This is a genomic window from Gemmatimonadota bacterium (assembly GCA_009835325.1).
Classification (GTDB): Bacteria; JAAXHH01; JAAXHH01; order JAAXHH01; family JAAXHH01; genus JAAXHH01.
Genome location: VXWP01000100.1, coordinates 1 through 25,061, shown reverse-complemented (window position 1 = coordinate 25,061; position 25,061 = coordinate 1). Strand labels below are relative to the sequence as shown.

The 25,061-nt window shown below is 63.6% G+C and carries 15 protein-coding genes and 2 pseudogenes; 14 read left to right on the top strand and 3 right to left on the bottom strand.

From position 1 onward, the window contains the following. Together F4Z81_14100 and F4Z81_14095 are read right to left on the bottom strand one after the other, a co-directional pair. A pseudogene (locus tag F4Z81_14100) lies at positions 1–111 on the bottom strand (collagen-like protein). Between the two features lie 1,366 nt (positions 112–1,477). Then, on the bottom strand, positions 1,478–2,224 hold the full coding sequence (locus F4Z81_14095) for a UDP-2,3-diacylglucosamine diphosphatase (protein ID MXW06177.1): 747 nt from the start codon (positions 2,222–2,224) through the stop codon (positions 1,478–1,480). Between the two features lie 218 nt (positions 2,225–2,442). On the opposite strand from F4Z81_14095, the gene F4Z81_14090 reads away from it, so the two are divergent. The 11 genes from F4Z81_14090 to F4Z81_14040 all read left to right on the top strand — a co-directional run bounded on the left by F4Z81_14090 (position 2,443) and on the right by F4Z81_14040 (position 15,863). Then, positions 2,443–2,877 (top strand): BlaI/MecI/CopY family transcriptional regulator, encoded by a 435-nt coding sequence (locus tag F4Z81_14090; protein MXW06176.1) that lies wholly within the window; start codon positions 2,443–2,445, stop codon positions 2,875–2,877. Beyond that, a complete protein-coding gene (locus tag F4Z81_14085; protein ID MXW06175.1) occupies positions 2,870–4,756 on the top strand; it encodes a M48 family metalloprotease in 1,887 nt (628 codons plus the stop codon). Before F4Z81_14090 ends, F4Z81_14085 begins: the two co-directional genes overlap by 8 nt. A 40-nt stretch (positions 4,757–4,796) precedes the next feature. Continuing rightward, complete coding sequence (locus F4Z81_14080) at positions 4,797–6,248, top strand: NTP transferase domain-containing protein (GenBank protein ID MXW06174.1); 1,452 nt, start codon at positions 4,797–4,799, stop codon at positions 6,246–6,248. Next, on the top strand, positions 6,245–7,078 hold the full coding sequence (locus tag F4Z81_14075; GenBank protein MXW06173.1) for a class I SAM-dependent methyltransferase: 834 nt from the start codon (positions 6,245–6,247) through the stop codon (positions 7,076–7,078). The genes F4Z81_14080 and F4Z81_14075 overlap by 4 nt, the downstream gene beginning before the upstream one ends. Continuing rightward, positions 6,958–8,601 (top strand): oligosaccharide flippase family protein, encoded by a 1,644-nt coding sequence (locus F4Z81_14070; GenBank protein ID MXW06172.1) that lies wholly within the window; start codon positions 6,958–6,960, stop codon positions 8,599–8,601. Before F4Z81_14075 ends, F4Z81_14070 begins: the two co-directional genes overlap by 121 nt. After that, positions 8,598–9,872, top strand: coding sequence for a CDP-alcohol phosphatidyltransferase family protein (locus F4Z81_14065; protein ID MXW06171.1), 1,275 nt, complete (start codon positions 8,598–8,600; stop codon positions 9,870–9,872). The genes F4Z81_14070 and F4Z81_14065 overlap by 4 nt, the downstream gene beginning before the upstream one ends. Positions 9,873–10,126: 254 nt before the next feature. Continuing rightward, the gene (locus F4Z81_14060; protein MXW06170.1) at positions 10,127–11,539 is read left to right on the top strand and encodes a TolC family protein; all 1,413 of its coding nucleotides are present in this window, start codon (positions 10,127–10,129) and stop codon (positions 11,537–11,539) included. A gap of 33 nt (positions 11,540–11,572) precedes the next feature. Further along, entirely contained in the window at positions 11,573–12,577 is a 1,005-nt protein-coding gene (locus tag F4Z81_14055) for a DUF3047 domain-containing protein (GenBank protein ID MXW06169.1), read from the top strand. Next, complete coding sequence (locus F4Z81_14050) at positions 12,501–13,211, top strand: ABC transporter substrate-binding protein (protein ID MXW06168.1); 711 nt, start codon at positions 12,501–12,503, stop codon at positions 13,209–13,211. Before F4Z81_14055 ends, F4Z81_14050 begins: the two co-directional genes overlap by 77 nt. 80 nt (positions 13,212–13,291) lie before the next feature. Next, entirely contained in the window at positions 13,292–14,734 is a 1,443-nt protein-coding gene (locus F4Z81_14045) for an alkaline phosphatase family protein (GenBank protein MXW06167.1), read from the top strand. A gap of 10 nt (positions 14,735–14,744) precedes the next feature. Next, entirely contained in the window at positions 14,745–15,863 is a 1,119-nt protein-coding gene (locus tag F4Z81_14040; protein ID MXW06166.1) for a radical SAM protein, read from the top strand. A gap of 3,035 nt (positions 15,864–18,898) precedes the next feature. Here F4Z81_14040 and uvrA read toward each other — a convergent pair. Next, positions 18,899–21,715, bottom strand: a pseudogene (gene uvrA / locus F4Z81_14035) (excinuclease ABC subunit UvrA). Positions 21,716–21,846: 131 nt separating this feature from the next. Here uvrA and F4Z81_14030 point away from each other — a divergent pair. The 3 genes from F4Z81_14030 to F4Z81_14020 all read left to right on the top strand — a co-directional run. Then, positions 21,847–22,695 carry a methyltransferase domain-containing protein gene (locus tag F4Z81_14030; GenBank protein MXW06165.1) on the top strand — a complete coding sequence of 283 codons (849 nt, stop codon included), beginning with the start codon at positions 21,847–21,849 and terminating at the stop codon, positions 22,693–22,695. 116 nt (positions 22,696–22,811) lie between these two features. Next, complete coding sequence (locus F4Z81_14025) at positions 22,812–23,855, top strand: Gfo/Idh/MocA family oxidoreductase (protein ID MXW06164.1); 1,044 nt, start codon at positions 22,812–22,814, stop codon at positions 23,853–23,855. 504 nt (positions 23,856–24,359) lie between these two features. Next, positions 24,360–25,061 (top strand): DUF971 domain-containing protein (locus tag F4Z81_14020; GenBank protein MXW06163.1); only part of this gene is annotated, 702 nt, incomplete at its 3' end.

Sequence of the window (25,061 nt, the reverse complement as noted above, 5' to 3'; positions counted from 1 at the left end):
GGGTGATCCGGGTCCCGCCGGTCCCGCCGGTCCTGCCGGCCCCGCCGGCCCCGCCGGCCCCGCCGGCCCGCAAGGTCCCCAGGGACCCCAGGGTGAGGGCATCGACGCGGATCAGATCATCGGTAGCGGCGTGCTGTCCGACATTCATCACATCAAGTTGATGCAGGACGGCAACGACAAGAAGATCGCCGTGTTCGACGCGCCTGATTACGATCTAAGGGAAGGTACGGAAAACGCCCTGGATCTGATTATGGCCGTAGGCGATATGACCATGATCGCCGCAAAGGCCGCCAGCCAGAGCGGTATGGCGCTGCCCATCACGTTCGACTGGGCTTCCGATTCCGACGCCGTTACGGTCGACGGAGGCACCATCGACGCCATGTCTCCGACCAGCAAGGCGACGGTAACGGTTACCGCTGTGGGCAGAGGTGTGGCAATCGAGCTGACCGTCAAAGTGCTCGACCTGATCAAGCGGATTGAATTTGCATCAGGCCAGGCGACCTCTTATGTGCTGCCGGTCGGCGGTTCGATCGAATTGATGTCGCCCGTCGCCTACAATGAGGAAGAAGACGGCGACGTTATCGACGGCGCCGAAGCGCTGATTGACTGGGTAAGTTCCGATACCGACGTAGTCAGCGTGGACGGTAACACGATCACGGCGGAAGGCAGAGGCAAAGCCGAGATCACGGCCCAGGGCCAGGGGGTCACGTCCAAGGCCAAGATCGCGGTAACCGTCGCCGGCGGTACAGGTGTCATCAGATACGTGATGAATCCGTACCCGTCCAGTACTGCCGACCGTACCAGGGTCCTGACGCTCGCCGTGGCGGACGATCCAGCCACTACCGACGTGAATGAAGAGGTGGCCAGATCAGTGGATCCGACCGCGAACATCGTGCTTCGAATCCAGGTGCTGGAGGTCGGTGCTGACGGTAGGACTTCGAACAATGACGATGCCTTGACGGCGACGGTCCGAAGCCAGAACCCGGACGTAATTACCATTCCTGAAGGTCAGAGCCCGGCAGCGATTACTGCCGCAGAAGGTGTAATAACCATCCTGACTACCGAGGAATGGATTGTTGGTCATGGCACGGCGTATCTGGTGGTTTCGATTCCCGGGGCCGAGGATTTACCGCTGGCTCCGATCTTCATCAACGCACCCTGAACCGTCGTTTCAGGTCGCATAGCCGTTCACCAGGTTCGGGATAATCCGGGCCCGTAGCCAGGGTGCAGAAAGAGTCCTGGAAGTACCGCAAAAAGTTCTGGGGTGTCGCCTGGGATTATCCGAAAATGGGGTCAGGATCCTCTTCCGAGGGTCAGCCTTCGCGGAAGCCTCATGCATTTGTATCAGGCATCCTGGAACACCTTCCCGTTCGCCCTGAGTAGGAGCTACGGCCACTGAAAGGGGCGAGCGGCCTGACATACAAAAGCCCCGGTGCTGGAACGTGCCGGGGCTTTGTCATTGCAGGAGGTTTTGCATTCAGCGCTTGTCCCCCGGGGCACCGTACTGTTCCAGGGTCATCTCTCCGTCGCGCAACACGCCATAGGTGTCATGCCGGAGCCAGTCCCCCAGGTTGATATAGACCTTGTCCTCCTTGTGCTGCAGCGTCGGGCAGTGGTTGTGTCCGAAGACCACCGCATCATAACCCTGGTCGAGCAGTGAGAAGGCCAGGTCCCGGTAAGCCTCCCGCGGGTCCCACGCCGTGGGGGTGCCGTGGCGCCTGCTCAGGCGCGAGGCCAGGCGGCCGAGCCTGAAGCCGCAGTCCGGGTGAATCAACTGAAACAGGCGGATGCTGAAGGCGCTGTGGATGATCTTCGCAAGCACGCGGTATCCAAAGTCCCTGGATATGAGACCGTGGCCGTGGGCGATATATATCTTCCGCCCGTGATGGGTGACGGTCAGCGGGCCTTCGGCCGTTACCACCCCAACCTGCTCGTCCAGGAAGGTCCCCAGCCAGAAGTCGTGGTTTCCGGCGAGGTAGGTGACCCGGACGCCGCTTTCGACCAGCGAGCTCAGCGCGTGCAGCACCGTGTAGTGCTGGCGCGGCACCACGGTGCGGTACTCGAACCAGAAATCGAACAGATCGCCCACGATGTACAGATGACCGGACCGGCCCCTGAGGCTTCGCAGGAAGTCCAGCAAACGGTTTCTTCTACCTTCTTCCGACCCGTAATCGTCGGTGCCGAGGTGGGCGTCGGAAATGAAGTAGACGGGTTCAAGACTCATATCAGGTACCAGGATCGAAACAGGCCGGCAAACACCGGTTTCCCGGGGATCCAGGGTGATAACTTTGGATTGACAATTCGCCGTGCGCGCGTTAATTAAAATACATTAGGGCATATATTTAACTAACGAAATCTTTGGTCGCAATCGCAGTGTGCAATCGCAGTGCGTGAACACTCCGGCCCGATCACGTTGGAGTGGCAAACCGGAGAAGGAATCGGATGGCGAGAAGGAAGCTGTCGTCGTTGACGGACCTGGAAATCGATATCATGAACGTCGTCTGGCGGCTGGGACGGGCGACGGTGCGCCAGATCGTCGATTCGCTTCGAAACCAGCGTCCGCTGGCGTATACCACGGTACAGACGGTCCTGTCCATACTCACGCAGAAGGGCGTCGTCCGGTATACCCGCGAAGGCCGGGCCTATGTCTACACCGCCATCCTGAAACCCGAGGGCGTGCGCCGGGAAACCGTCCGGGCTGTCGTGGACAAGCTGTTCGCCGGATCGCCGCAGTCCCTGGTGCTGCACCTGATCGAATCGGACGCGTTGACCGCGGAAGAAGCCGACAGCCTGCGCAAACTGTTGGACCGGATGGCCTCGGTGGCCTCGGAGGCGTCGTACGCTCCGGAGTCGAAGCCGGAGGCATCGGATGATTGATTCCATCCACGCCATAGGCCTTTTCGAACGGTTTGGCCGACAGGTCGTGGACCTGTTGTGGCTTCCGAGCCTTGAAGCGTTGCTTCTGGGCGTCCTGGTCTGGGTATTGCTGTTCGTGAACCCGGGATGCCCGGCCAGGATACGGCACTTCCTCTGGCTGCTGGTACTGGCCAAACCGCTGCTGACCCTCGTGCTGCCCTGGCATGGACCGTTCGAAATCCCCTGGGCGTCGATGGCAGGCCATGGTGTGCCCGCCGCGGGCGGTCACAACGCCCTGGCATCCGGAGTCTATGCCGTCGCGGGTCTGGTCTGGATGGGTTTCGCCGGTTTCGGCCTCTACCGCATCGGTTCATCGGTCATCACCATGACCCGGAGAAGGCGGCGGTCCGTCCCGGTCGCCGTCCCCTGGGTAGCCGCGCTATTCGACCGGTGCCTGGCCGAATCGGGCTTGAAGCGCAAAGTGGCCCTGCGGGTCTCCGACGAGTTCGAGGTGCCCGTCCTGATCGCCGCCGGTCGCCCCGCCGTCGTGATCCCCTCCTGGTGCATCCTGGAGCTCTCCAGCGCGGAACTCAGGCAAGTCCTGCTTCATGAACTAGCCCACTATGCCCGGCGGGACCACCTTACGGTCTTCCTGGTCCAGTTCAGCAGGTTCTTTTTCTTCTTCCACCCGGCGGTATGGTACGCCGCGTACCGGGCCGGGATCGAAGCGGAGCGGGCCTGCGATGCGGACGTCGTCCGTGTTTCCAGGCAGCCGGAGCGCTATGCGTCCACCCTGTTAAAGGTAGCCACGGGCACGGCCCGGACGCACTGGCAGGCCGCCCTCGAACTGGCGCGGTCGGCCTCCACGGCAGCCCAGCGTATCCGGGACGTGCTTGGTTCGACGGTGAACCGGAAGGACCGCGCCTTCTTCCCGTTGCTGGCCGCCGGTATCTGCTCGCTGATCGCGGTCATGCCCCTGTTGCGGCCGGCAGTCGAGATACCCGGAGACGCACCCGTACCGCCGCGGACGAGCATGCCCGGCGAACCGACGGTTCCCGTCCGGATCGATACGGCGCCCGGTACGCCGCATCACGAAGATGCAGGTCCCGAGACGCAGGTCGCGCGGGTGGCCGACGCACCCCTGCCGCCAGCCCGTCCCGCCAATCGCCGGACCATGGTAGACGGCCGGCCCGCGCCGCGCCGGTCCATGGCCGTCATGATGCAAAAACCGGCTGTCCGACCCCCGGACGGGATATTTGGATCCACGGAGCGGGAACGGATCAACCCTGCCGTGTTCGGACATGCCGCCGCCCCGGTCATCCCGGCTCGGACCCTGTCGACGGGGAACCAGGCCAGGCAGGGACGTATCGAGGTGCAGGGCGTGGGACGGACCGGCAACGAGCTGTTCGATCCCGGTACGGTCTCCCTGAGCGCCGGCTATTTCATTACACCGATCCACCAGTTCGGCGGCGTGTTTTCCATTCGAAGGCCCAACGATACGGAAGTTTTTGACGATACACGGCGGTCCTCCGGCGCCCCGTACGGCGGTTCCCTCCTTCGAGCCCGGAGACTGGCCGGATTCGGGACCTCGTCGGCGCAGGGTACGGTAATTGAGACCTCCGAGGAAGAGCAGGCCGAACGGATCACCCGGATCGGCGCCTTCTACCGGTACAATCTACTCGTTCCGGGCGATTCCTTCACGCCATTCTTCGGCTGGGGCGCCGGTCTGGAAATCAGGCCGCAGAACCGGAACATGACCATGATCGACGCCGGGGTCGGGCTGCGTTACTTCTGGGAACGGCACGTCGCCGTGGTCGTTCAGGCATCCTACCGGAAGGAACTGGATGTCATCTCTCGTCCTTACCCGGAGATGACGCTGGGCTTCTCCGCGATCTTCTAGCTTCTTCCTTCGTCCACATGGCCATCTGAATCTTTAGCAAATGGATCATCATCTCCGAAGAGCGACCCCGGCGCTCATCATTGCCGGCGGCGCGGGCGTGCGCCTGCAGGCCGTCACCGGCCCGGTGCCCAAACCCCTGTTGAAGCTATGCGGCGTGCCGTTGATCAAGCGGATCATTTTGACGGCCGCACGGGCCGGCGTAAAGCGTTTCGTGATCGTTACGGGGTACGAGGCGGACCAATTTCACGAGGTCCTTTCAAACGATCCCGGCCTGGACACCCTCGAGATCGAATGGGTGCACAACGAACGATGGCATCTGCCCAACGGGGTTTCCGCCCTGGCCGCCCGCTCCTGCCTGGCGGAACCGTTCGTGCTGCTCATGGCCGATCACCTCTTCGAGCAACGGACGCTGGAGCGTCTGCTCGAGGTACCGGTGGCGGACGGGGAGTGCCTGCTCGCCGTCGACCGGAAAATCGACCGCGTGTACGACGTGGACGATGCGACCAAGGTCGAAGTGCACGGAGATAAAGTGGTGCGCATCGACAAGGAACTGCAAGCGTTCAACGCGGTCGACACCGGCATGTTCCTCTGTACGCCAGCCCTGTTCGATGCCCTCGATGCCGAGGACGGACCGGAGGGTTGCGCGTTGAGCGACGGGATTCGGGCGCTTGCCGCGGAAGGGCGGATGCGCGCCTTCGACGTGGGTGATGGTTACTGGCAGGACGTAGATACGCCCGAGATGCTGGACCAGGGCGAAAGGGCCCTGCTGGGACGCCTCGTAAAACCCACCGACGGCTGGGTATCCCGGCATATCAACCGGCCGGTTTCGACCCGCATCAGCCGATGGCTGGTCCGGACGCCGGTCACTCCGAACATGGTGACCCTGGCCACTTTCCTTACCGGCCTGGCCGGGGCGTGGTCCGTGCTGGACGGCACCTACTGGTCGGTGCTGCTGGGCGCGCTGCTTTTCCAGATTTCGTCCATCCTCGACGGCTGCGACGGGGAGGTGGCGGTGCTGACCTACCGCGAATCGAAATACGGCTCGTGGCTCGATACGATCACGGACAACCTGACCTACCTGGCGTTCTTCGCGGCCGTGGTCTGGGCCTACGCGGGCGGCTCCGGGGAAACGGTAATCCGGTCCCTCGGCCTGGGATCCGTCGCCGTGGTGGCCGCCTCGATTCTCGTGATGTACTACTATCTGCTGCAGACCGGGGGGAGCGGCAGCCTGGTCCGGTTCAACCGGGCCTTCGCAGCGCACGCCGTCGGGCGGCGGCGCCGCTTCTTTTCCAGGCTGCTCAACCTGTTCAGGATGATGGCCAAACGGGATTTCTTTACCATGCTGCTGCTGTGTTTCGCCGCGCTCGACCTGCTGAACTGGATGTTCTGGACCGTTACCGCCGGTGGTCTGGCCATGGGACTGGCCATATTCATTTCGACGGGAAGGCTGCTGGCACGGGACCGGACGGTGGCCGGAGACATAAGCTCATGAGCGGGTTGCTGGACCGTGCAAGGGGACTCTTCGCCCTCCGGCTCAGGAAGGACTTCAACTTCCGCAGGGCCCAGGAAACGGTCCCCGCGTTACGCTGGCTGAAGCCGCGCAAAGGCGAGCGTATTCTCGATATCGGCTGCGGAGAAGGGACCTATGACTACCGGGTCGCCCTACGGGGCGCCCGGGTGTTCGGTTTCGACCTGGACCTGAACCAGTTGCGCCGTGCCCAGGGCCACCACAAGACGCCCTTCACGGGTTTCGTTTGCGCCCATGCGGACGCGTTCCCCCTTCGGTCTGGGCAGTTCGACACGGTCATGAGCCTGTGTGTCTTCGAGCACCTGCCGGACGACAGGCAGACGCTGCGTGAGATGTGGCGCGTGTTGCGGCCCGGGGGTCGCATCCTGCTGACGCTGGACAGCCTGAGCCTCGAGGAGATCGGCGAGTCCTGGCGCGACGAGCACCGGAAACGCCACAGCGTCCTGCAATTCTATACGCATCCGTCGGTCGGCTTGTTGCTGGAGGCCTGTGGATTCAGACTGATCAGGCACCGGTACCTGCTTCGTTCCCGGCTGGACCTGGCCTTGATCCGGCTGAGTTACGCCACGGAGCGCATGCACGCGGTCCCGGCGGCGGTGATCCGGTTGGGACTGGTATCGGCCGGCAGGATGGCATCCGCGGTCTTCAACCTATTCACCGGGAACCAACGGGGATGGACCCTGTTGATCGAAGCGGACAGGGTGACCCCCGGGCCCGAGCCCGGACCCGAACCCGAGCCCGGGGCCAGACTCGAGCTAGGACCCGAGTCCGATCCGGCGAATTCCCCATCATGACGCGTACCCAGGAGCAACCGGCTTCGGCCCGGTCCCGGTCCGACGCATCGACGATCGCCCGGGGCGCGGCCGTCAATTTCATCGGAACGGTAGCGCGGCTGATCAAGTCCGTGTCGTTCATCGTCCTTACGCGGCTGTTCGGCGCCGAGATCTTCGGTCTGTACATGCTCGGCTGGACGATCGTGGACCTCGTGTCGAAGGTCGGCCAGTTCTCGCTGGACAAGGGACTGGTCAATTTCATCCCGCGCATGCGCGAGGACGGGGAAACGGAGGCCATCCACCGGACCATCGCGCAGGCCCTGGGCGTGGGCCTGCTGCTGAGCGCAGGGATCGGCGCCGCGCTCTATGCCGCTGCGGCCCCACTGGCGGACGGCCTGCTCGACAAGCCCCGGCTTGCCGGCATGCTGCGGCTTCTGGCAGTCGGCATGCCGCTCATCGCCCTGACCCAGATCATCCTGGGCGTCACTCGGGCGCACAAGGTCATGAAGCACGACGCCATGGTCCGGGGCGCGGTCGAGCCGCTGGTGCTTTTCGCAGCGGCCTGTGTCCTGTTCTATGCGGGCTGGCGTACCTACGGCATCGCCGCGGCCCACCTGGCCGCGCTGGCCTGCGGCCTTCTATACGCCGTTTACGTGTTTACGAGGTTCTATTCCTGGCGGGCCTGTCTCGTCCACCTGCGCGCGCTGCGGGCCGTCTCCCCGCTGACCCGCTTCTCGCTGCCGGTCATGGGCTATGAACTGGTCTACATGTTCATGATTCGCCTGGACGTGCTCATGGTCGGCTACTTTCTGCCGGCCGCACAGGTGGGCGTTTACGTGATCGCGGTCGAAATCGCCCTGGTGACCAAGAAAGTCCGGCAGTGGTTCGACCCCGTTTTCAGTCCCATCGTGGCCGAACTGAATCACCGCAACGACCTGCGGCGGCTGGAGATCAACCTGCGGCTGGTCACCCGGTGGGTGCTGACCATCGGCCTGGCGTTCCTCTGCGTGGTGTCGCTGGTCGGAAATGAACTGCTTGGACTGTTCGGACCCGAATTCGTCTCGGGATTCATGACGATGGTCGTCCTGGCCATGAGCCAGGTCGTATACGCCGCCATGGGATCGGGCGATACCGTGCTCATCATGTCGGGCCGGCCCTGGCTGAATCTCGTGAATACGGTCGCGGTCGTGGTGGTCAATTTCGTCCTGAACCTGTGGCTGATACCGGCCCTGGGCATCCTGGGCGCCGCCCTGGGAACGCTGGCGGCGTTCGGGCTGTTGACGCTGATCCGCCTGGCCGAAGTGTATCAACTGTTCCGGATCCTTCCCCTGTCCTGGCGCATCCTGAAGCCATGCGCCGCGGCGGTCCCCGCCTTCGCGTGCGCATACCTGGCGGGCGACTACACGCCGGATATCCCGTGGCTTCGCATGGCCGCGCTGCCCACGATTTTCCTGGCCACCTACCTCGGCGTCCTGGGTCTCCTGGGGTTGGAAGAGGATGACCGGGTCGCCCTGCGGCGCTTGCGCGGACGGGGCGGACCATGAGATTCAGCGTAGTCCTGTTCGCGGATACGGAAGCCCTGGCGGCCGGAGCCGGCCGGTCGATTTACGGCATTTCGCTGCTGGAGCGGCACCTCCGGGTCTTCGCTTCCCTGGGGGCCCGGCGGGTCACGGTCGTCGGACCTTCGCCCGGGCGGGGATCGACCGTCCGGGTCGACGGATTCGACGATCGCTGGTACCGGGAACTGGACGCCGTCGATTACGTAAGTGCGGACGAAAGCCCCACCCGGTGGCTGCCCGGGAAGGACGAAAGGGCCCTGGTCATGGACGCCGGCCACCTGTACGACCCTCGGGTTCTACGGGCCATGATCGACGGCGGCCCGAACCGGAGAGCCGAGGACTCGGCGGTCAGGGAATCCTGCCGGCTGCTGGTGGCGGACGCGGACCTTCTCGCAGGACTCACGACGTCCTGGACCGGCTCCGAGTCGCTGTGGTCCACGCTGGACTCGGTGCAGGAATCGACCTGCCCGGTATTCGACCTACGCGACATAGATCCCTACATCGTGGATCTGCGACGAAGTCTGCCACCCTGGTGGCTGGCCGTCGATTCGGACCTGAAGATCCGCCGGGCGGAGGCCCTGCTGACCGACGCCGCGCAGAAGGGCACGCTGGATTTCCCCGCGGAGTTCATCCATCCGCCCCTTGAAAACCTGCTTACGAAATGGATTTCGGCCAGTACTGTGACGCCGAACCAGGTAACCACTCTCTCCGTACTGCTCGCCTTTCTGACCACCGGTCTTCTGGCCGCGGGGCAGATGGGCACGGGATACCTGGCCGCCGGACTGGTGATCGCTTTCATCGTCGGGGTGCTGGACGGTGTCGACGGCAAGTTGGCCCGCGTAACGGTGCGGTGCACCCGGTTCGGGGACCGTTACGAACACATCCTGGACGTGGTCTGGGAACTGACCTGGTACTGGGCACTGGGATGGATGCTCAGTGCCGGCGGCGAGGCGGTCGGTCCCTTTGTGCTCGCCACGGTGATCACGTTGTTTTACCTGTTTGACAAGGCGGCCACGGGGATGTTCAAGTCCAGGCAGGGCATAGAACTGTTTGACTATGCGCCCGTGGATCGCTTCTTTCGCCGTATCGGCGCCCGGCGCAATACGAATGTCCTGCTGCTGCTCGCGGGTATGGCGGTCGGCATGCTGGAGGAAGCGTTCACCTGCGTGGCGATCTGGACAGTGATCACGGCGGCGTTCCATTGGACGCGGGCGATCTGGCTGCTGTCGCAACCGTCGCCTGCCGACAGGTCCTGATTCCGCCGGTCGAGAGAACGAAGGGAACCGGGTACGCTCGCCGGATGTGCCACCGCCGTGCATGGACCGGCCATCGCTATTTGTTGGATCAATAGGTGGACGAATGCGTCTAATATACTTGAGAAAGCGTGCATATCCGATTACGGTGGGTCGACGCGTGAGGCGAGTCGGAAATTTCGGTGGGTCGGCGACTGCATCTATCACGGCGCGTCAACCTGTACGGTGAGAAGACCCCTGCGAGAAGCGGAGGCATCGTGTTTCGTATTCTGGTCCACATCCTGACGGTATCGCTGATCGCAGGACCGGTATTCGCGCAGGACCCGGGAGGACCCATCCAGGCCGACCAGGCCGACCAGGCCGATCAGGCCGACCAGGCCAACCAGGCTGTCCGGATGACGCTGGAACAATGCGTGGACCGGGCGTTGCGGGTCAGTCCGGATATCGAACAGGCGGTCCTTACCGTCGAAGGCCTGGAAGCCAGGCTGAGCGAAGCGAGATTCGCGGGCATTACGCCCCGGTTGCAGTGGACCAATATCTTCGGTCCCGCGCCGGGGATAGAAGGCGACACGGAACAGATCGAGACCATCCGGAGCGACCTGACCGATCTGGGCGTTTTCTCACGCACGCAGATCGAACTGGTCCAGCCGCTGTACACCTTCGGGAAACTCAGTAACGCGAAGAAGGCGGCCGGGTACGGTCTCGAAGCGGGCGAGGCGGCCGTGGAGTCCCGGAAGTTCGACGTGGCGTTCCAGGTGAAGAAGCTGTTCTACGGACTCGTACTGGCGGGGGAACTCAGGGACATCATCCTGGATAGCGTAGAAAAGGTACAGGAGGCCCGGGACCGCGTAAACGAGATGATCGAGGAGGACTCGGAAGACGTCGGCCAGAACGACCTGTTGAAAATCGATGTCTTCGAATTCGAGGTGCAGCAGAGCCGGGCGCGGGCCGAGAATTCGATCGTAATGGGGAGGGCGGCGCTGAAGGCCCTGCTCGAAATAGACCGCTCCGTTGATTTCGATATCGTCCATACGACCGCGGAGATCGAACCGGCGGACCTCGAAGAACTGGACGTTTATATAGAACAGGCGAAGAACCGGCGATACGACATCCGGCAGCTGAGGGCCGGAGTACTGGCCCGCCGGGCGCTGCTGAAGGTGGCCAGGAGCGACTTCTACCCCCAGATCGCCCTGGCGGGATCGCTCCAGTGGGGCATCGCGCCGCACAGGCCGGAGCTCGACAATCCTTTTCTCAGGGACGAGTTCAATTTCCTACGCGGCGGTGCCGTGATTACCTTGCGCCAGAACTTCAATTTCGGCCTGACCCGCGCGAAGTACCTTGCCCGCAAGGTGGAACTGGAAGCGCTGGTGAGCAAGGAATCCCAGGCGATGAGCGCGGTTGCGCTGCAGGTGGAGCAGACCTACCGCGACGTGATCGAGTCCCGTACCAACGTGGTCAACAGCGACCGGGCCCTTCGCTCTGCAAGGGCATGGCTGACATCGGCTCAACTGGGTTTCGATGTTACCGGAGACAGTTCGGAACTGCTGGACGCGTTTACCGCGCATGCGAAGATGCAACATGCGTACCGGCAGTCGCTGTACCAGTACCGGGTTTCGCTGGCCGAACTCGATCATGTGACCGGTAACGGGATTTACAATGGGCGGCGCTGATCACGGTGCCGCGTTTGAAGCACGGAACGGAGGATGGGAATGAACCATAGGCGTGGGGAGACGGACATGGGACGTGGTATATCGGCGGGCAGGGCGCGGGGCACGCCGGCGTACAAGGCGCGGGGCACGCCGACAAGAAGCGCGCGGGGTTGGCCGGCCGGCAGGGCGTTCGGTTTGCTGGCGGGCGCCGGCCTGCTGATCTGCGCCGCATACATCGATCCGTCTTCCGTCCTTCGCACGGACTTTGAGCCACAGGTACTGACGGCCCGAGAGTCCAGGACGGCCTGGACGGCATGGCCGCGGACCGGCTCGTTCGTTCCGGGTGTCGCGCGGGCGGACCATGCGGACCATGCGGACCATGCGGACTATGCGGACCATGCGGACTATGCGTCCCCTCCCCAGCGGGGCGATGGCCAACGAAAGTCCATCACGATCGAAGCCTTCGACGATTCGGCCCCGGGCGGCTTTCCCCCGACCTGGAAAGCCTGGCGGGGCGACGACGACCTGGCCCGCAGTTTGTACACGATACGGGAGGAGAAGGGCAACCGGTATCTCCACGCGGCCGACGACGGTTCCTCCGTCATCATTCTCAAGCAAGTCAATGAATGGGATGCGAACGAATACCCGGTGCTGTCCTGGCGGTGGAGGGCGACGGTCCTTCCCGAAGACGGCGATGAACGTATCCGTTCCAAAAACGACAGTTCCGTGGCCGTATACGTGGTCCTGGACCAGAACTTCATCGGCGTGCCCAAGACCCTGAAATATGTCTGGAGCACCACCGTGCCGGTCGGTACCCACTACCGCCGCGAAGGCATCGGCCGCCCCCACGTGATCGTGCTCGAGACCGGAAAGGAGAAACTCGGACAGTGGGTCGAGGAGTCGGTCGACGTGCATGCGGACTATGTCCGGATATTCGGGAAGAAGCCGCCCCGGAAAGCCGTCGGGATCGGCATTCTGACGGATGGCAACGCGACGGGAACGGATTCCAGGGGAGATTACGACGACTTCGTGGTTCATCGCCGGGACACGGGGTCCTGATCCGGCCTGCAGCATGAACGGATGGAGGTGGGAAATGCATGTGAATCGCCGTGCGGTCCGCCGCCTGGGACGCTTTGCCGCCTGGGCTGCGGTGTCGCTGCTGGCTTTCGGGAGTTACGCGCAGGAATACTCGCCGATCGAGACGCTGAAGCAGCGGGACGCCGCGCTACGCGCCCTGGACGGGGCCGCCACTGAAGCGGCAATGGACAGCCTGGTGCGCCATGCCGTCGTCTCCGGGTTCGATTTCGAACGGCACAGCCGCATTTCACTCGGCAGGCACTGGCGGGAGCGGACGGACACCGAGCGGGAGGAGTTCGTTTCGGTCCTGCGCAGGTGGACCGAAAGCCGGGCACTGGACAAGCTGCGCAAGCGATCGGACAGGACGACGTACGACGGGGAAGAAACCCGGGGCAGCCGGTCGCTGGTGAGAACGACGGTATGGTACAAGGGCACCAAAACGCTCGTCGACTACAAGATGGAGCTCAAAGCGGGCGAATGGCTCATCTATGACATGGTGATCGACGGGGCGAGCGTCGCGCTGGCCAACCGGGACGCATTCTACAAGAAGATCAGCAGGACATCCTACGACGAACTGCTCAACACCCTGCGTGCGAAAACCCTTGAAATCGAGTAGTGAAAAGAGTATACTTTCAAGCCTGTACTGTATACTTGAATTGAGTAATGTAACGATGTCCTAAGTTTTTAGGAGACGGAATGGCGGCGACGGTCTATAATCGATGTATCTTTTTCCTCGTCGACGGCGCACGGGAAGACGTCATGCGGAAATTGATCGAGGCCGGCGAACTTCCGTCCCTGCGACGGTACGTCCTCGACCGGGGAGATTACCGGAAAGCGGTGACCTCGTTCCCGTCCACGACCGGTCCGGCCCATGTGCCCTTTTTGACCGGATGTACGCCCGGTACGTGCAATCTTCCCGGCATACGCTGGTTCGACCGGTCCCAGCCGGAGGGGCTTACCCATTTCCGGCAGGCGCGCAGTTACGTGGGACCGGGTGGACTGTATATCGACAGCGATCTTAGGGACGGTATCCACACCATCTTCGAATATTTCGAACGCCCGGCGGGGGTGTTCAGCTTAGTGAACAAAGGGTTGGGCGTATTCGAAAACCGGACGTTGCTGACCAGGAACTGGTACCTGTATTACGCCCATTTGTCCGGCCGGTGGCAGGTCATGGACGCCGCGGCCTGGAGGTACATCGACCGGGCTGTCAACCGGGGGGTGGATTTCCTGTCGGTCGTATTCCCGGCGGTGGACGAATACTCCCATTACACCGATCCGTCTTCGGACACCACGTTGGAGGCCTACCGGGCATTCGACCGGGGATTCGGCGGGCTGGTGGAGCGGCTTCAGCAGCTGAACATGCTGGACGACACGCTTCTCGTGGTCTCCAGCGATCATGGCCTGACCTCCACCCATACGCATTTCGAGCTATGGTCCTTTCTCGACGAAATCGGATTCAATACGCTGTACTATCCCCGGATCCTGCGCGGTGGATGCGACGCGGCAATGATGGTCTCGGGCAACGGCATGGCGCATATCTACCTGAAGAAGGGCGAAACCTGGGAAGAAAGGCCTTCATACGATGAGATCCGCGCATTGGGGGAAACCGATCCCATCGAGGCCCTGCTCGAACAGGAGGCGGTAGACCTGGTGGCGGCGACCCGGGAGAACTCGGTCATCGTATGCGGGCGCCGGGGGATCAGTGAAATCAGGGAGATGCCCGGCGGTATCGGGTACCGGGTGCTTGAGGGCACGGATCCTTTCGGCTACGGCGTCATGCCGGCCGAAGCGTCCCATGAGCAGGTGCTCTCAGCCACGTACGACACGGACTATCCCGACGCGCCTTACCAACTGCTGCGCGTCTTCGGTTCGCCGCGGTCCGGAGATTTGATCGTCAGTGCCCGTAAGGGCTACGACCTGAGATACCGGCATGAACATCCCGAGCACAAGTCGACCCACGGATCATTGCATCGCGACCATATGCACGTGCCTTTGATGATGAACACGGACATCGCAGCGGAATGCGTTCGCACCGTGGACGTGTTTCCCGCCATGCTGAACCTGACGGGACGTACCGTCAAAGGGACCATAGACGGCAGAGATTCCGTCACCGCCGCCACGCGGGCGGTGGCGTAGGAGCATATTCATGTCCGAACAGGTTCAGATCTCACCGGCGGTGGAACCCATCGCGCCGTCTCCCGCGCCTCCCGGACTGCCCGGACCGCCCGCACCGCCCATACTGCAGCCGGACGCGGGCTACCTCGGGTACGACCGGACGTTGTTGCGCCCCATGTCCTTCGGCATGAAGCTCAGGGCCCTGCTCAAATACATCTGGGTGCGACTGAAGGGCGGGCCGATGTCGGTGAACATGGAAGTGACCTACCTGTGCAACGCCACCTGCGATTTCTGTGATTACTGGAAGACGAAACGTTCGGGCAAGCTGGGCGACTACGACTACGTGGCGGCGCTGCGGAAGCTGAACCCCCTGTCAGTCACCCTGACCGGCGGGGAACCCACGATCAACAAGCAACTGCCCGAGGCGGTCAGGCGCATCAAGGAATCCCAGGGATTCGTCTACATCGGCATGGTCACCCACGGATCTCTACTGACCGTGGAAAAAGCCATGGCCCTGTGGGATGCCGGCCTGGACCACATCTCGATTTCGTTGAACTACATCGGACGCGAACACGACGAGGAGCGGGGCATCGAGGGGCTGTACGAACATATCACCACGCTCGTGCCCCAGTTGACGGCCCGGGGGGTCAACGTGATTTTCAACACGGTGATCATGCGGGACAACCTGGACCACGTCGTGCCCATAGCGCACCTGGCGCGCACCATGGGCGCGAAGGTTTCCTACAGCTGCTACAGCGATTTCAAGAACGGGAACGAAACCCACCTGGTGGATCCCGCCCACGCCGAGCGCCTGGAATCCGTGATCGAGGATCTGATCTATCAGAAATCCCGTTTAGGGAACATCGTCAGTTCCGCCTGGTACCTGCGCCGTATTCCCGATTACTTCCAGAACGCCCTGCCGGGTTCCTGCACGGCGGCGGGCAAGTGGTTGGTGCAACTGACCCCCGACGGCGACATAAAGCCCTGCGCGGAACTGCCCGTATCGTCCGGATACGCCGACTTCAAAAAGGTCTCGAAGAAGATCGATTGCAACCGGTGCTGGTACAGTTGCCGGGGCGAGACGGAATCTTCGTTGAAGATCGGAAGGTTGTGGGAAGGCCTGGAGAGGGTCTGGAAAGCCGGAGTCTAATCGACCGCCGCCAACTCCCTTGACAGTATCCGCCCGGTATGGGACAGCGAACAGGCGATTTCCTCGGGCGTCCCCGCGGCAACCACGTGACCACCCCGGTCACCGCCTTCCGGTCCGAGATCTACGATCCAGTCGGCCGTCTTGATGATGTCCAGGTTGTGCTCGATCACCAGCACCGTATTCCCCTTGTCCACCAGCCGGTTCAGGACTGTCAACAGCTTGCGGATATCGTCGAAGTGGAGCCCCGTGGTCGGCTCGTCGAGCAGGTAGATGGTCTTGCCGGTGCCCGGCCGGGAGAGTTCCTTCGCGAGCTTGACGCGCTGCGCCTCGCCCCCTGACAGCGTAACGGCCGACTGGCCGAGCTTGATGTAGTCGAGACCCACGTCGTAAAGCGTCTGGAGCATGCGCCGGATGCGGGGCACGTTCTCGAAGTGCACGAGGGCTTCGGCCACGGTCATGTCCAGGACATCGGCGATGGTCCTGCCCTTGTAGGTCACCTCCAGCGTCTCCTTCATGTAGCGCTTCCCGTCGCAGACCTCGCAGGTCATCCACACGTCCGCCAGGAAATGCATCTCGATCTTGCGCACGCCGAGTCCCTGGCAGGCCTCGCAGCGGCCCGCGGGCACGTTGAAGCTGAACCGGCGGGGTTCGTAGCCCCGCATCCGGGCCTCCACGGTCCGGGCGAAGAGCTGGCGGATCGGTGCGAAGAGTCCGACGTAGGTGCACGGGTCCGACCGCGGGGAATGGCCGATGGGCGTCTGGTCGATGTTGATGACCTTGTCCACGAAGCGCAGCCCCTTGATCTCGTCGTGGGGACCGGGATTGACCTGGGCGCGGTGCAGGGTGGAGGCCAGCACGGGATACAGGATATCGTTGACGAGGGAGCTCTTCCCCGATCCGGACACCCCGGTAACGCAGATGAAGAGGCCGAGGGGCAGCGTCACGTCGATGTTCTTCAGGTTGTTCTGGCGGGCCCCGATGATGCGAAGCCTGTTGCGGCCCGGCCTGCGGCGGTCCGAGGGCACTTCGATGCGCAGCCGGTCGGCGAGGTAACGCCCGGTGAGCGATGTCTCGTGTTCCTTCAGGGTCCCGGGCGTGCCCTGGCCCACTATCCTACCCCCGAACACGCCGGCCCCCGGGCCGAAATCCACCAGGTTGTCGGCATGCTCCAGCGTGTCGCGGTCGTGTTCGACCATGATGAGGGTATTGCCGAGATCGCGCAGGTTCTCCAGGGCCTCGATCAGCCTGAGATTATCCCGCGGGTGGAGTCCGATCGTGGGCTCGTCCAGCACGTAGAGCACGCCGGTCAGTCCCGATCCGATCTGGCTGGCCAGGCGGATCCGCTGCGCCTCGCCGCCCGAAAGCGTGGGCGCACGGCGGTCGAGCGTCAGGTATTCCAGCCCCACGTCCAGCAAGAAGCGCACGCGGTTTCGGATTTCCGTCAAAACCTCGCCCGCGACTTCACGCTGGGAAGCGGAGAGTTCCAGCTTCTCGATGAAGTCCATGGCGCGGTCGACCGGGAGGGCGCAGAGCCCGGCAATGGACACGCCGTCTATCAGCACGGAGAGGCTCTCGGGCCGGAGCCGTCCGCCCTCGCAGGCCGGACAGGGCGTCGGCTGCAGCATGCGGGCCAATTCAGGGAAGCGGTTCGCGTACCGGGCGACCAGTTCCACCGTCGGGAAGATGCCCCGGAACTGGAAGGACAGGCCGGGTACCCGCTGGTCGTCCACCCACCGGTCGCTTCCGTAGAGTAACACCTGGAGCTGTTCCGGCGACAAGGCGTCGACCGGCGTCTCGAGGGCAAATCCATTCGAGGACGCCACCTGTTCCAGCAGATCGAGCATGGACCGCTGGCCCATGGGGCTTTCACCCGCTGCGTCTTCCCCCCAGATCGCGGCCACGGCTTCACGCACCGGTCTCGCGCGATGGGGCATCAGCAGGTCGAGATCGATACCGGGCTGGGTACCGAGTCCCTCGCATTCGGGGCACATGCCCGACCGGTGGTTGAAGGAGAAGCTCTGGGGCGTGGGCTCATCGTAGCTGTTGCCGCAGGACGGACACGAATAGTACCGGCTGAAACGGATGTCGCGGGGACCTCCGGCATCCGGCTCCTCCACCTCGGCGATCAGCAACCCGCCCGATAGCTCCAGGGCCGTCTCCACCGAGTCGGCCAGGCGCTGGCGCACGTCGCCCTGCATGACGATCCGGTCCACCACCACGCACAACTCGTGACGCCGGCGGCGGTCGATCTCTATGTCTTCTTCGAGCCGACGCAGTTCCCCGTCGATGCGCACCCGGATGAACCCGTTCCTTCGGGCCCGGTCCAGGAGGACGTCATACCCCTCGGCGCCTTCGGGTTCCAGTGGGGCGTGGAGCGTGGCGCGGGTCCGGTCCGGCAGGGTCATGATGCGGTCCACGATCTGGCTGGGCGTCTGCGCGCCGACAGGCACCCGGCAGGCCGGACAGTGGGGGACACCCACAAGGGCGTAGAGCCCGCGCAGGTACTCGTAGATCTCCGTGATGGTGCCTACCGTGGAACGGGGGTTCCGGCCCGGGGACTTCTGTTCGATGGATATGGCCGGGGAAAGGCCGACGATATGGTCCACCTTCGGTTTCTGCATCTGCTGGAGGAACTGCCGCGCATAGGCGGACAGGGATTCCACGTACCGCCGCTGGCCTTCCGCGTAGATCGTATCGAGGGCCAGGGAGGTCTTCCCCGAGCCCGATACGCCCGTAAACACCGTCATCCGGTCCCGGGGGATCGTCACGGAGAGATCATTCAGGTTGTGTTCCCGCGCGCCGCGCACGGTGATCTCCCGGATGTGGCCGTCCGCGCCGGCGGTCCGGTCGTCCGCGCCGGCGGTCCGTTCGTCTACGCCGACGGTCCCGTCTCCGTCAGCGGTACTGCCGTCCGCGCCGGCGGTCTGGCCGGCGGCTGGCGATGATTCCGAACTCGCCGGCTGTGTTTCCGGCGTCACAGGCAATGATTCCGACGTCTCCGGCGAATGCCCTGGAGATCCGAGAGGCCGCAGCGCCTTTGCCAGGATCTGTCCCGTGGACGATCCGGCGATGCCCGCGACGGTCTCCGGCGTCCCCTCGGCGATGACGCGCCCGCCCGCTTCTCCGCCCTCCGGCCCAAGGTCGATGATCCAGTCGGCTGTCTTGATCACGTCGATGTTATGCTCGATGACGACAACGGTATTGCCCTTGTCCACGAAGGCGTTCAGCACGGCGAGCAGGTGGGTGATGTCTTCGAAGTGCAGGCCGGTCGTGGGTTCGTCCAGCACGTACATGGTCCGCCCCGTGCTGCGCTTGCACAGTTCGCGCCCCAGCTTGATGCGCTGCGCCTCGCCGCCCGACAGCGTGGGCGCGGGCTGACCCAGCTTGATATACCCCAGGCCCACGTCGTAAAGGGTCCGGAGCACCCGGGCGATGGAAGGAACGTGTTCGAAGATATCCAGCGCTTCCTGCACGTCCAGCCCGAGCACGTCGGCGATGGAATGCCCCTTGTACTTCACCTCCAGGGTCTCCCGGTCGAACCTCCTGCCCTCGCAGACGGGACAGGAAACCCACATGTCCGCCAGGAAATCCATCTCCACCCGCGTCGCGCCGTTGCCTTCGCAGGCCTCGCACCGGCCGCCCCGCACGTTGAAGCTGAAACGGCCCGGCTTGTAGCCGCGCAACCTGGCCTCCGGGGTTTCGGCGAAGAGGGCGCGGATCGCGTCGAAGACCTTCGTATAGGTCGCCGGGTTCGATCTCGGCGTGCGGCCGATAGGCGCCTGGTCGATGTTGATGACCTTGTCCAGGTGACTCACGCCTTTGAGCCCGTCGAACTCGCCCGGTTGGGTGCCGGCCTTGTTCAGCGACCGGGCCAAAGCCGCGTACAGGATATCGTTGATCAGAGAACTCTTGCCCGAACCGGATACACCCGTGACGCAGGTGAACCGGCCCACGGGCAACCGGACGTCCAGGTTCTTGAGGTTGTTCTGACGGGCGCCCAGGATCGTCAGCCAACTGTCGTTAACGCCGCGGCGGGAGACCGGAACCGGGATCGTCTTCTTCCCGCACAGGTACTGCCCGGTCAGCGATGCCGTGCTGGCGGCCACGACACGAGGACGGCCCTCGGCGACGATCTCGCCGCCGTTGACGCCGGCGCCCGGACCGAAATCCACGATGTGGTCGGACGCCCACATGGTCTCTTCATCGTGTTCGACGATGATGACCGTATTGCCCTGGTCCCGCAAATGGCCCAGGGTATCCAGCAGCCGACGGTTGTCCCTGGGATGCAGTCCGATGCTCGGTTCGTCGAGCACGTACATCACGCCGACGAGCCCGCGGCCGATCTGGCTGGCGAGCCGTATGCGCTGCGCCTCCCCGCCGGAAAGCGTCGGCGCCGTACGTTCCAGCGTCAGGTATTCGAGACCCACGTTGAGCAGGAAGTCGAGCCGTGCGACGATCTCCTTGAGCGCTTCGTCGCCGATCTGGCGTTCGGCGTCCGACAGGGACAGTTTCTCGAAGAACGCGCGGATGTCGAGGATGGGAAGGCGGCACAGCGCGGCGATGGAGAGGCCGCCCAGGGTGACGGACAGCGCTTCGGGTTTAAGGCGTTCGCCGTGGCAGAGGTCACACTCCCCGATAGCCATGTACCGTTCGAGTTCGGCCTTGTGCCGCTGGGACTTGAGTGTATGGTACCGCTTTTCCAGATCGTTCACGACCCCGTTGAACCGGTCCTTGTGCGACCACTCGCCGCCCTTTCCGTTGCGGAACGTAAAGGTGATGCGCTTGTAGCCCAGTCCGTACAGCACCACCCGCCGCGCCTCTTCGGTCAGTCGCTCCCACGGCGTGTCCAGGCTGAATCCCACGTGCTGGGCGATCCCTTCGTAGAAGTGCCGTTTCCAGAGATTGGCGATCGTTCCGAGGGGTTCGATCGCGCCTTCGTTGATGGACTTCGAAGGATCGGGCACGATGAGCCGGGGTTCGATCCGCATCATGGTGCCCAGGCCGTGGCAGTTGGCGCACATGCCCTGCGGACTGTTGAAGGAGAACAGCTGCGGCGTCGGTTCTTCGTAACTCAGATCGCACTTTGTGCAGGCGTACCGGGTGCTGAAGAGCAGGTCGGAGGTCCGGCCGTCTTCCTCCACCTGGACCATGACGGTACCCTGTCCCAGGTGCAGTGCGCCTTCGACGGCTTCGACCAGCCGGGTGCGGATGTCGTCCCGCATGACGAGCCGGTCCGTCACCACTTCGATCGTGTGCCGCATGTTGCGGTCGAGATCGGGATCCTCGGAGAGGTTGACGACCTCGCCGTTCACCCGTGCACGCAGGTACCCCTGCCGGCGCAGGTCCTCGAACAGGTCCCGGTACTCGCCGCGGCGCCCCTGGATCACCGGCGCCATCACGAGCATCCGCGTTCCTTCCGGAAGCGCCAGGATCCGGGCGACGATCTGTTCGAGGGTCTGCGCCCCGATCCGTTCCCCGCACTTCGTGCAGTGCGGCACCCCCACCCGGGCGTAGAGCACGCGCAGGAAATCGTAGATCTCCGTGATCGTCCCGACGGTGGACCGGGGATTCAGCCCGGCGGCTTTCTGTTCGATGGAAATGGCGGGTGCCAGACCCGTGATCCGGTCGACGTCCGGTTTCTGCATCTGGCCGAGGAACTGCCTCGCGTAGGCGGAGAGCGATTCGACGTACCGCCGCTGGCCCTCGGCGTATAGGGTGTCGAAGGCCAGCGAGGACTTGCCGGAACCGGATACGCCGGTAAAGCAGATCAGCGCGTCTTTAGGAAGGTCCAGGTTCACGTTCTTCAGGTTGTGAACGCGGGCCCCTTTGATTTGTATGGTCGTTCCGGCCATGGGAAGAAGGTCGGGTTCCGGGGGTTTGAAAATCGGGTCGTCTCGCGCCGGCACAGCAACCGGAAGTTGCTATACGGGTGTTTAGAAATCAAGGTATTTTCACGGCAGCCGGTTGATCCCGGAAAAGATGCTTGAAATACGTGACGGCGGGGGTTAATCTGAGGCGTTCGGTCCTGGATTTCGACCATATGTCCCTCGATGCGGCAGGCGGCCGGCCCTGCTTTGCCGACAGCGCACAGGCGGCCGGAGCGATCATCATGACCAATCCCTGGTACGTCGAATACTTCGGCGAAGACTACTACCATTTCGACCACCACGAGGACACGGACCTCGAAGTGGATGGCCTCGCACGCCTGATCGGGCGTCCGGACGGGAGCGGGGTCCTGGACCTCGGCTGCGGTTACGGCCGCGTGAGCACGCCGCTGAGAAAACGCGGATACCGGGTCGTGGGATACGACCTGTCTCCCCCGTTGCTGAAACGCGCCCGCGAGCGGGATCCCGCGGGGACCTGGGTAAGGGGCGATATGCGCTTCCTGCCTTTTTCCGGACGGTTCGACACGGTCATCAGCCTGTTCAACACCCTGGGTTACTTCGAAGAGGAAGACGAGAATTTCAGGGTATTGAAATCGGTCTCCGAGGCACTGCGGCCCGGCGGGCGGCTCGTGTGCCAGCTCGTCAACCGCGACTACCTGGTCCGCCGGTTCGCCGCCCAGGAAGTCCATCGGCGGGACGGCCGCATCCTGCTCGAAGAGCGCGAGTTCGATCCCGTGGCCAACCGTGTCCATACGCAATCGACCGTGCTCAACGGCGCCGAAAAGCGGACGTACGCGTCATCCATACGGATCTACACGGTGACCGAACTGGACCTGCTCCTGGCCGCCGCGGGCATGACGATCGGGGCGGTCCACGGCGGGCTCGATTTCAGGCCGTACGACTGGGATACGAACCAGTTGGTCATCGTCGCGGAACGGACCGGATAGCGCCGAACCCGGACCGGATCCAGCCCCCAATCTGCTTGACAAGAACCCCCTCCGCCCGTAGGATTCAGTGACGTTTCATTGCATCCGGGCAGGGATAGAACGCAAAGGAAACCTACATGGCATCCGACCCGTTGCGCGTGGGGGTGATCGGGCTTGGATTCGGCCAGTACCACGTCCGCGGCTACCAGGCCTGCCCCGGCGTGGTGGTCGAGACCGTCTGCAGCCGGACGGCGGCGACCGCCCAGCGCGTGGCGAAGGACTACGGGATCGCCGAGACCCACACGGATTATCGCGCGGTGCTGGATAGCGAAGACATCGACGCGGTGAGCATCTGCACGCCGGTGAACCTGCACCGGCAGATGGTCATGGAGGCCCTGGAAGCCGGCAAGCACGTGCTGTGCGAGAAGCCGCTCGGACTGAACGCCGAAGAAGCGAAAGACATGCTCGAAAGCGCCCGCGGGAGCGGCAAGGTCCACATGACCAACTTCGGCTGGCGGTTCAATGGTCCGGCCTTTCGCATGAAATCCCTGCTCGAAGAAGGGTACATAGGAAGGGTCTACCACCTGAACGCCCGCTACATGATGGGTTACCGGGCGAGTCCCCGGAAAGCGCACAGCTGGCGGGAGCGGCGCCTGGAGGCGGGACTCGGCGCCATGGGCGACCTCGGCGTGCACCTGATCGACATGACGCGGTGGTGGGCAGGTGAGTTCGAACGGGTGTGCGCGATGATGCACACGCTCATCCCCGAACGCCGCGCGCCGGACTCCTCCGCCATGCGGGAATCCGAGCTCGAAGACGCCTGCGCCTTCATCGCCCAGATGCAGGGCGGGGTCCAGGCCGTGTTCCACGTAAGCCGTTGCGCACTGTACACGGACTTCATTCACATCGACATCCACGGGAGCGACGGCGCGCTGCATTTCCAGTTCGTACGGGACACCATGCAGGCCAGCCTGAAGGGCGGCCAGGGGCTGCGGGGCAACCTGCTGCCGCTGTCCGTACCGTCCCAGCAAGGCGCGCTGTCTCCGCAGCGGCACTTCGTCGAAGCGATCCGGTCCGGCGTCGAAGCCGATCCGAGTTTTCACGAAGGGTACTGCGTGCAACAGGTCGCCGACGCCATAACCACCTCGGAGGAACAGCAGACATGGGTATCCCTTTCCTGACAACGCGGCGAATCCCGCGGCGGGTTCCGCGATGGAATCCGCGGCGGACACCGTCCCGGTTTACGACCATGCTGATGATCCCCCTGTTTCTAACCTGGATTCCCGGCTGCGCCGGACCGGAATCGGAGCCGGAATCCACGGACGCGGACCCCGATCAGGCCCAGGTCATCGCGGAAGAGGTGATGGAGGCCATGGGGGGGCGGGATAACTGGAACGCCACCCGATACATCCGGTTTTCGTTCTTCGGGTTCCGCACCCACTACTGGGACAAGCATGACGGTCGGCACCGCCTTTCCTGGACCGACCGGGAAAGCGGGCAGTCCCACGTGATCCTGATGAATCTGCACACGGGGGAAGGGAGCGCGTTCGTTGACGGCTCGGAAGTTTCGGACACCGAGGAACGAGACCGGTCCCTGGAGCGTGCCCGGGGCGCATGGATAAACGACACCTACTGGCTGCTGATGCCCTACAAGCTGCAGGACCCGGGTGTTGGCCTGGCCTACGATGGCGAGGAAGTCGTCGACGGCACCGTCTACGACAAGCTGCATCTCAGTTTCAATGAAGTGGGGAATACACCGGGCGACGAGTACTGGGCCTATATCAACCGGGAGACCCGCCTCATGGACAAATGGGTCTATCTCCTGCAGTTGCGGGAGGGCCAGGACGAGCGAAGCCGGGGCGAATGGAAGTGGAACGACTGGCGCAGGCACGGCGACATCCTGTTGTCCGCGGAACGCGAGCGCATGGACGGCCAGAAGCGGTCCCACGAAGGCCTGGCCGTGCTCGAGTACGTGGACGATCGTATATTCACGTCGCCCGACCCGGTGTCTCCCGAGATGGTACGTGAGCGAACCGGGCAGCCTGGTCCCGGCGCGTCCGAGTCGTCCGGCGCGTCCGAGACAACCGGAGTTCCGGGCGCCACCACACAGCCCGCCACCACACAGCCCGCCGAAGGGTCGGAGTGACAAAGCCGTCATGTCCACCGCACCGCCCTCGCCCGAACACGTTGCCCTCGATCACCCGGAAAAGGGCGAACTGACCGTATTCTGGAACGACGGCAGCGCAAGAAAGTACGCCCTGGCCGATCTTCGTAAGGCCTGTCCCTGCGCCACCTGCCGCGATCTGCGGGATCAGTTGTCCTCCGCCGCCGGGTTGACCCTGCTTGCCAACGAATCGCTGGATCCGAGCGTCGAGGTGATCGACATG

Bases quoted from the DNA above. Each gene is read 5' to 3' on its own strand.
- F4Z81_14025 (MXW06164.1), top strand. From the start codon at position 22,812: ATGGCATCCGACCCGTTGCGCGTGGGGGTGATCGGGCTTGGATTCGGC.
- F4Z81_14090 (MXW06176.1), top strand. From the start codon at position 2,443: ATGGCGAGAAGGAAGCTGTCGTCGTTGACGGACCTGGAAATCGATATC.
- F4Z81_14045 (MXW06167.1), top strand. From the start codon at position 13,292: ATGGCGGCGACGGTCTATAATCGATGTATCTTTTTCCTCGTCGACGGC.
- F4Z81_14095 (MXW06177.1), bottom strand. From the start codon at position 2,224: ATGAGTCTTGAACCCGTCTACTTCATTTCCGACGCCCACCTCGGCACC.
- F4Z81_14050 (MXW06168.1), top strand. From the start codon at position 12,501: ATGGCAACGCGACGGGAACGGATTCCAGGGGAGATTACGACGACTTCG.
- F4Z81_14065 (MXW06171.1), top strand. From the start codon at position 8,598: ATGAGATTCAGCGTAGTCCTGTTCGCGGATACGGAAGCCCTGGCGGCC.
- F4Z81_14075 (MXW06173.1), top strand. From the start codon at position 6,245: ATGAGCGGGTTGCTGGACCGTGCAAGGGGACTCTTCGCCCTCCGGCTC.
- F4Z81_14085 (MXW06175.1), top strand. From the start codon at position 2,870: ATGATTGATTCCATCCACGCCATAGGCCTTTTCGAACGGTTTGGCCGA.
- F4Z81_14055 (MXW06169.1), top strand. From the start codon at position 11,573: ATGGGAATGAACCATAGGCGTGGGGAGACGGACATGGGACGTGGTATA.
- F4Z81_14080 (MXW06174.1), top strand. From the start codon at position 4,797: ATGGATCATCATCTCCGAAGAGCGACCCCGGCGCTCATCATTGCCGGC.
- F4Z81_14070 (MXW06172.1), top strand. From the start codon at position 6,958: ATGGACCCTGTTGATCGAAGCGGACAGGGTGACCCCCGGGCCCGAGCC.
- F4Z81_14040 (MXW06166.1), top strand. From the start codon at position 14,745: ATGTCCGAACAGGTTCAGATCTCACCGGCGGTGGAACCCATCGCGCCG.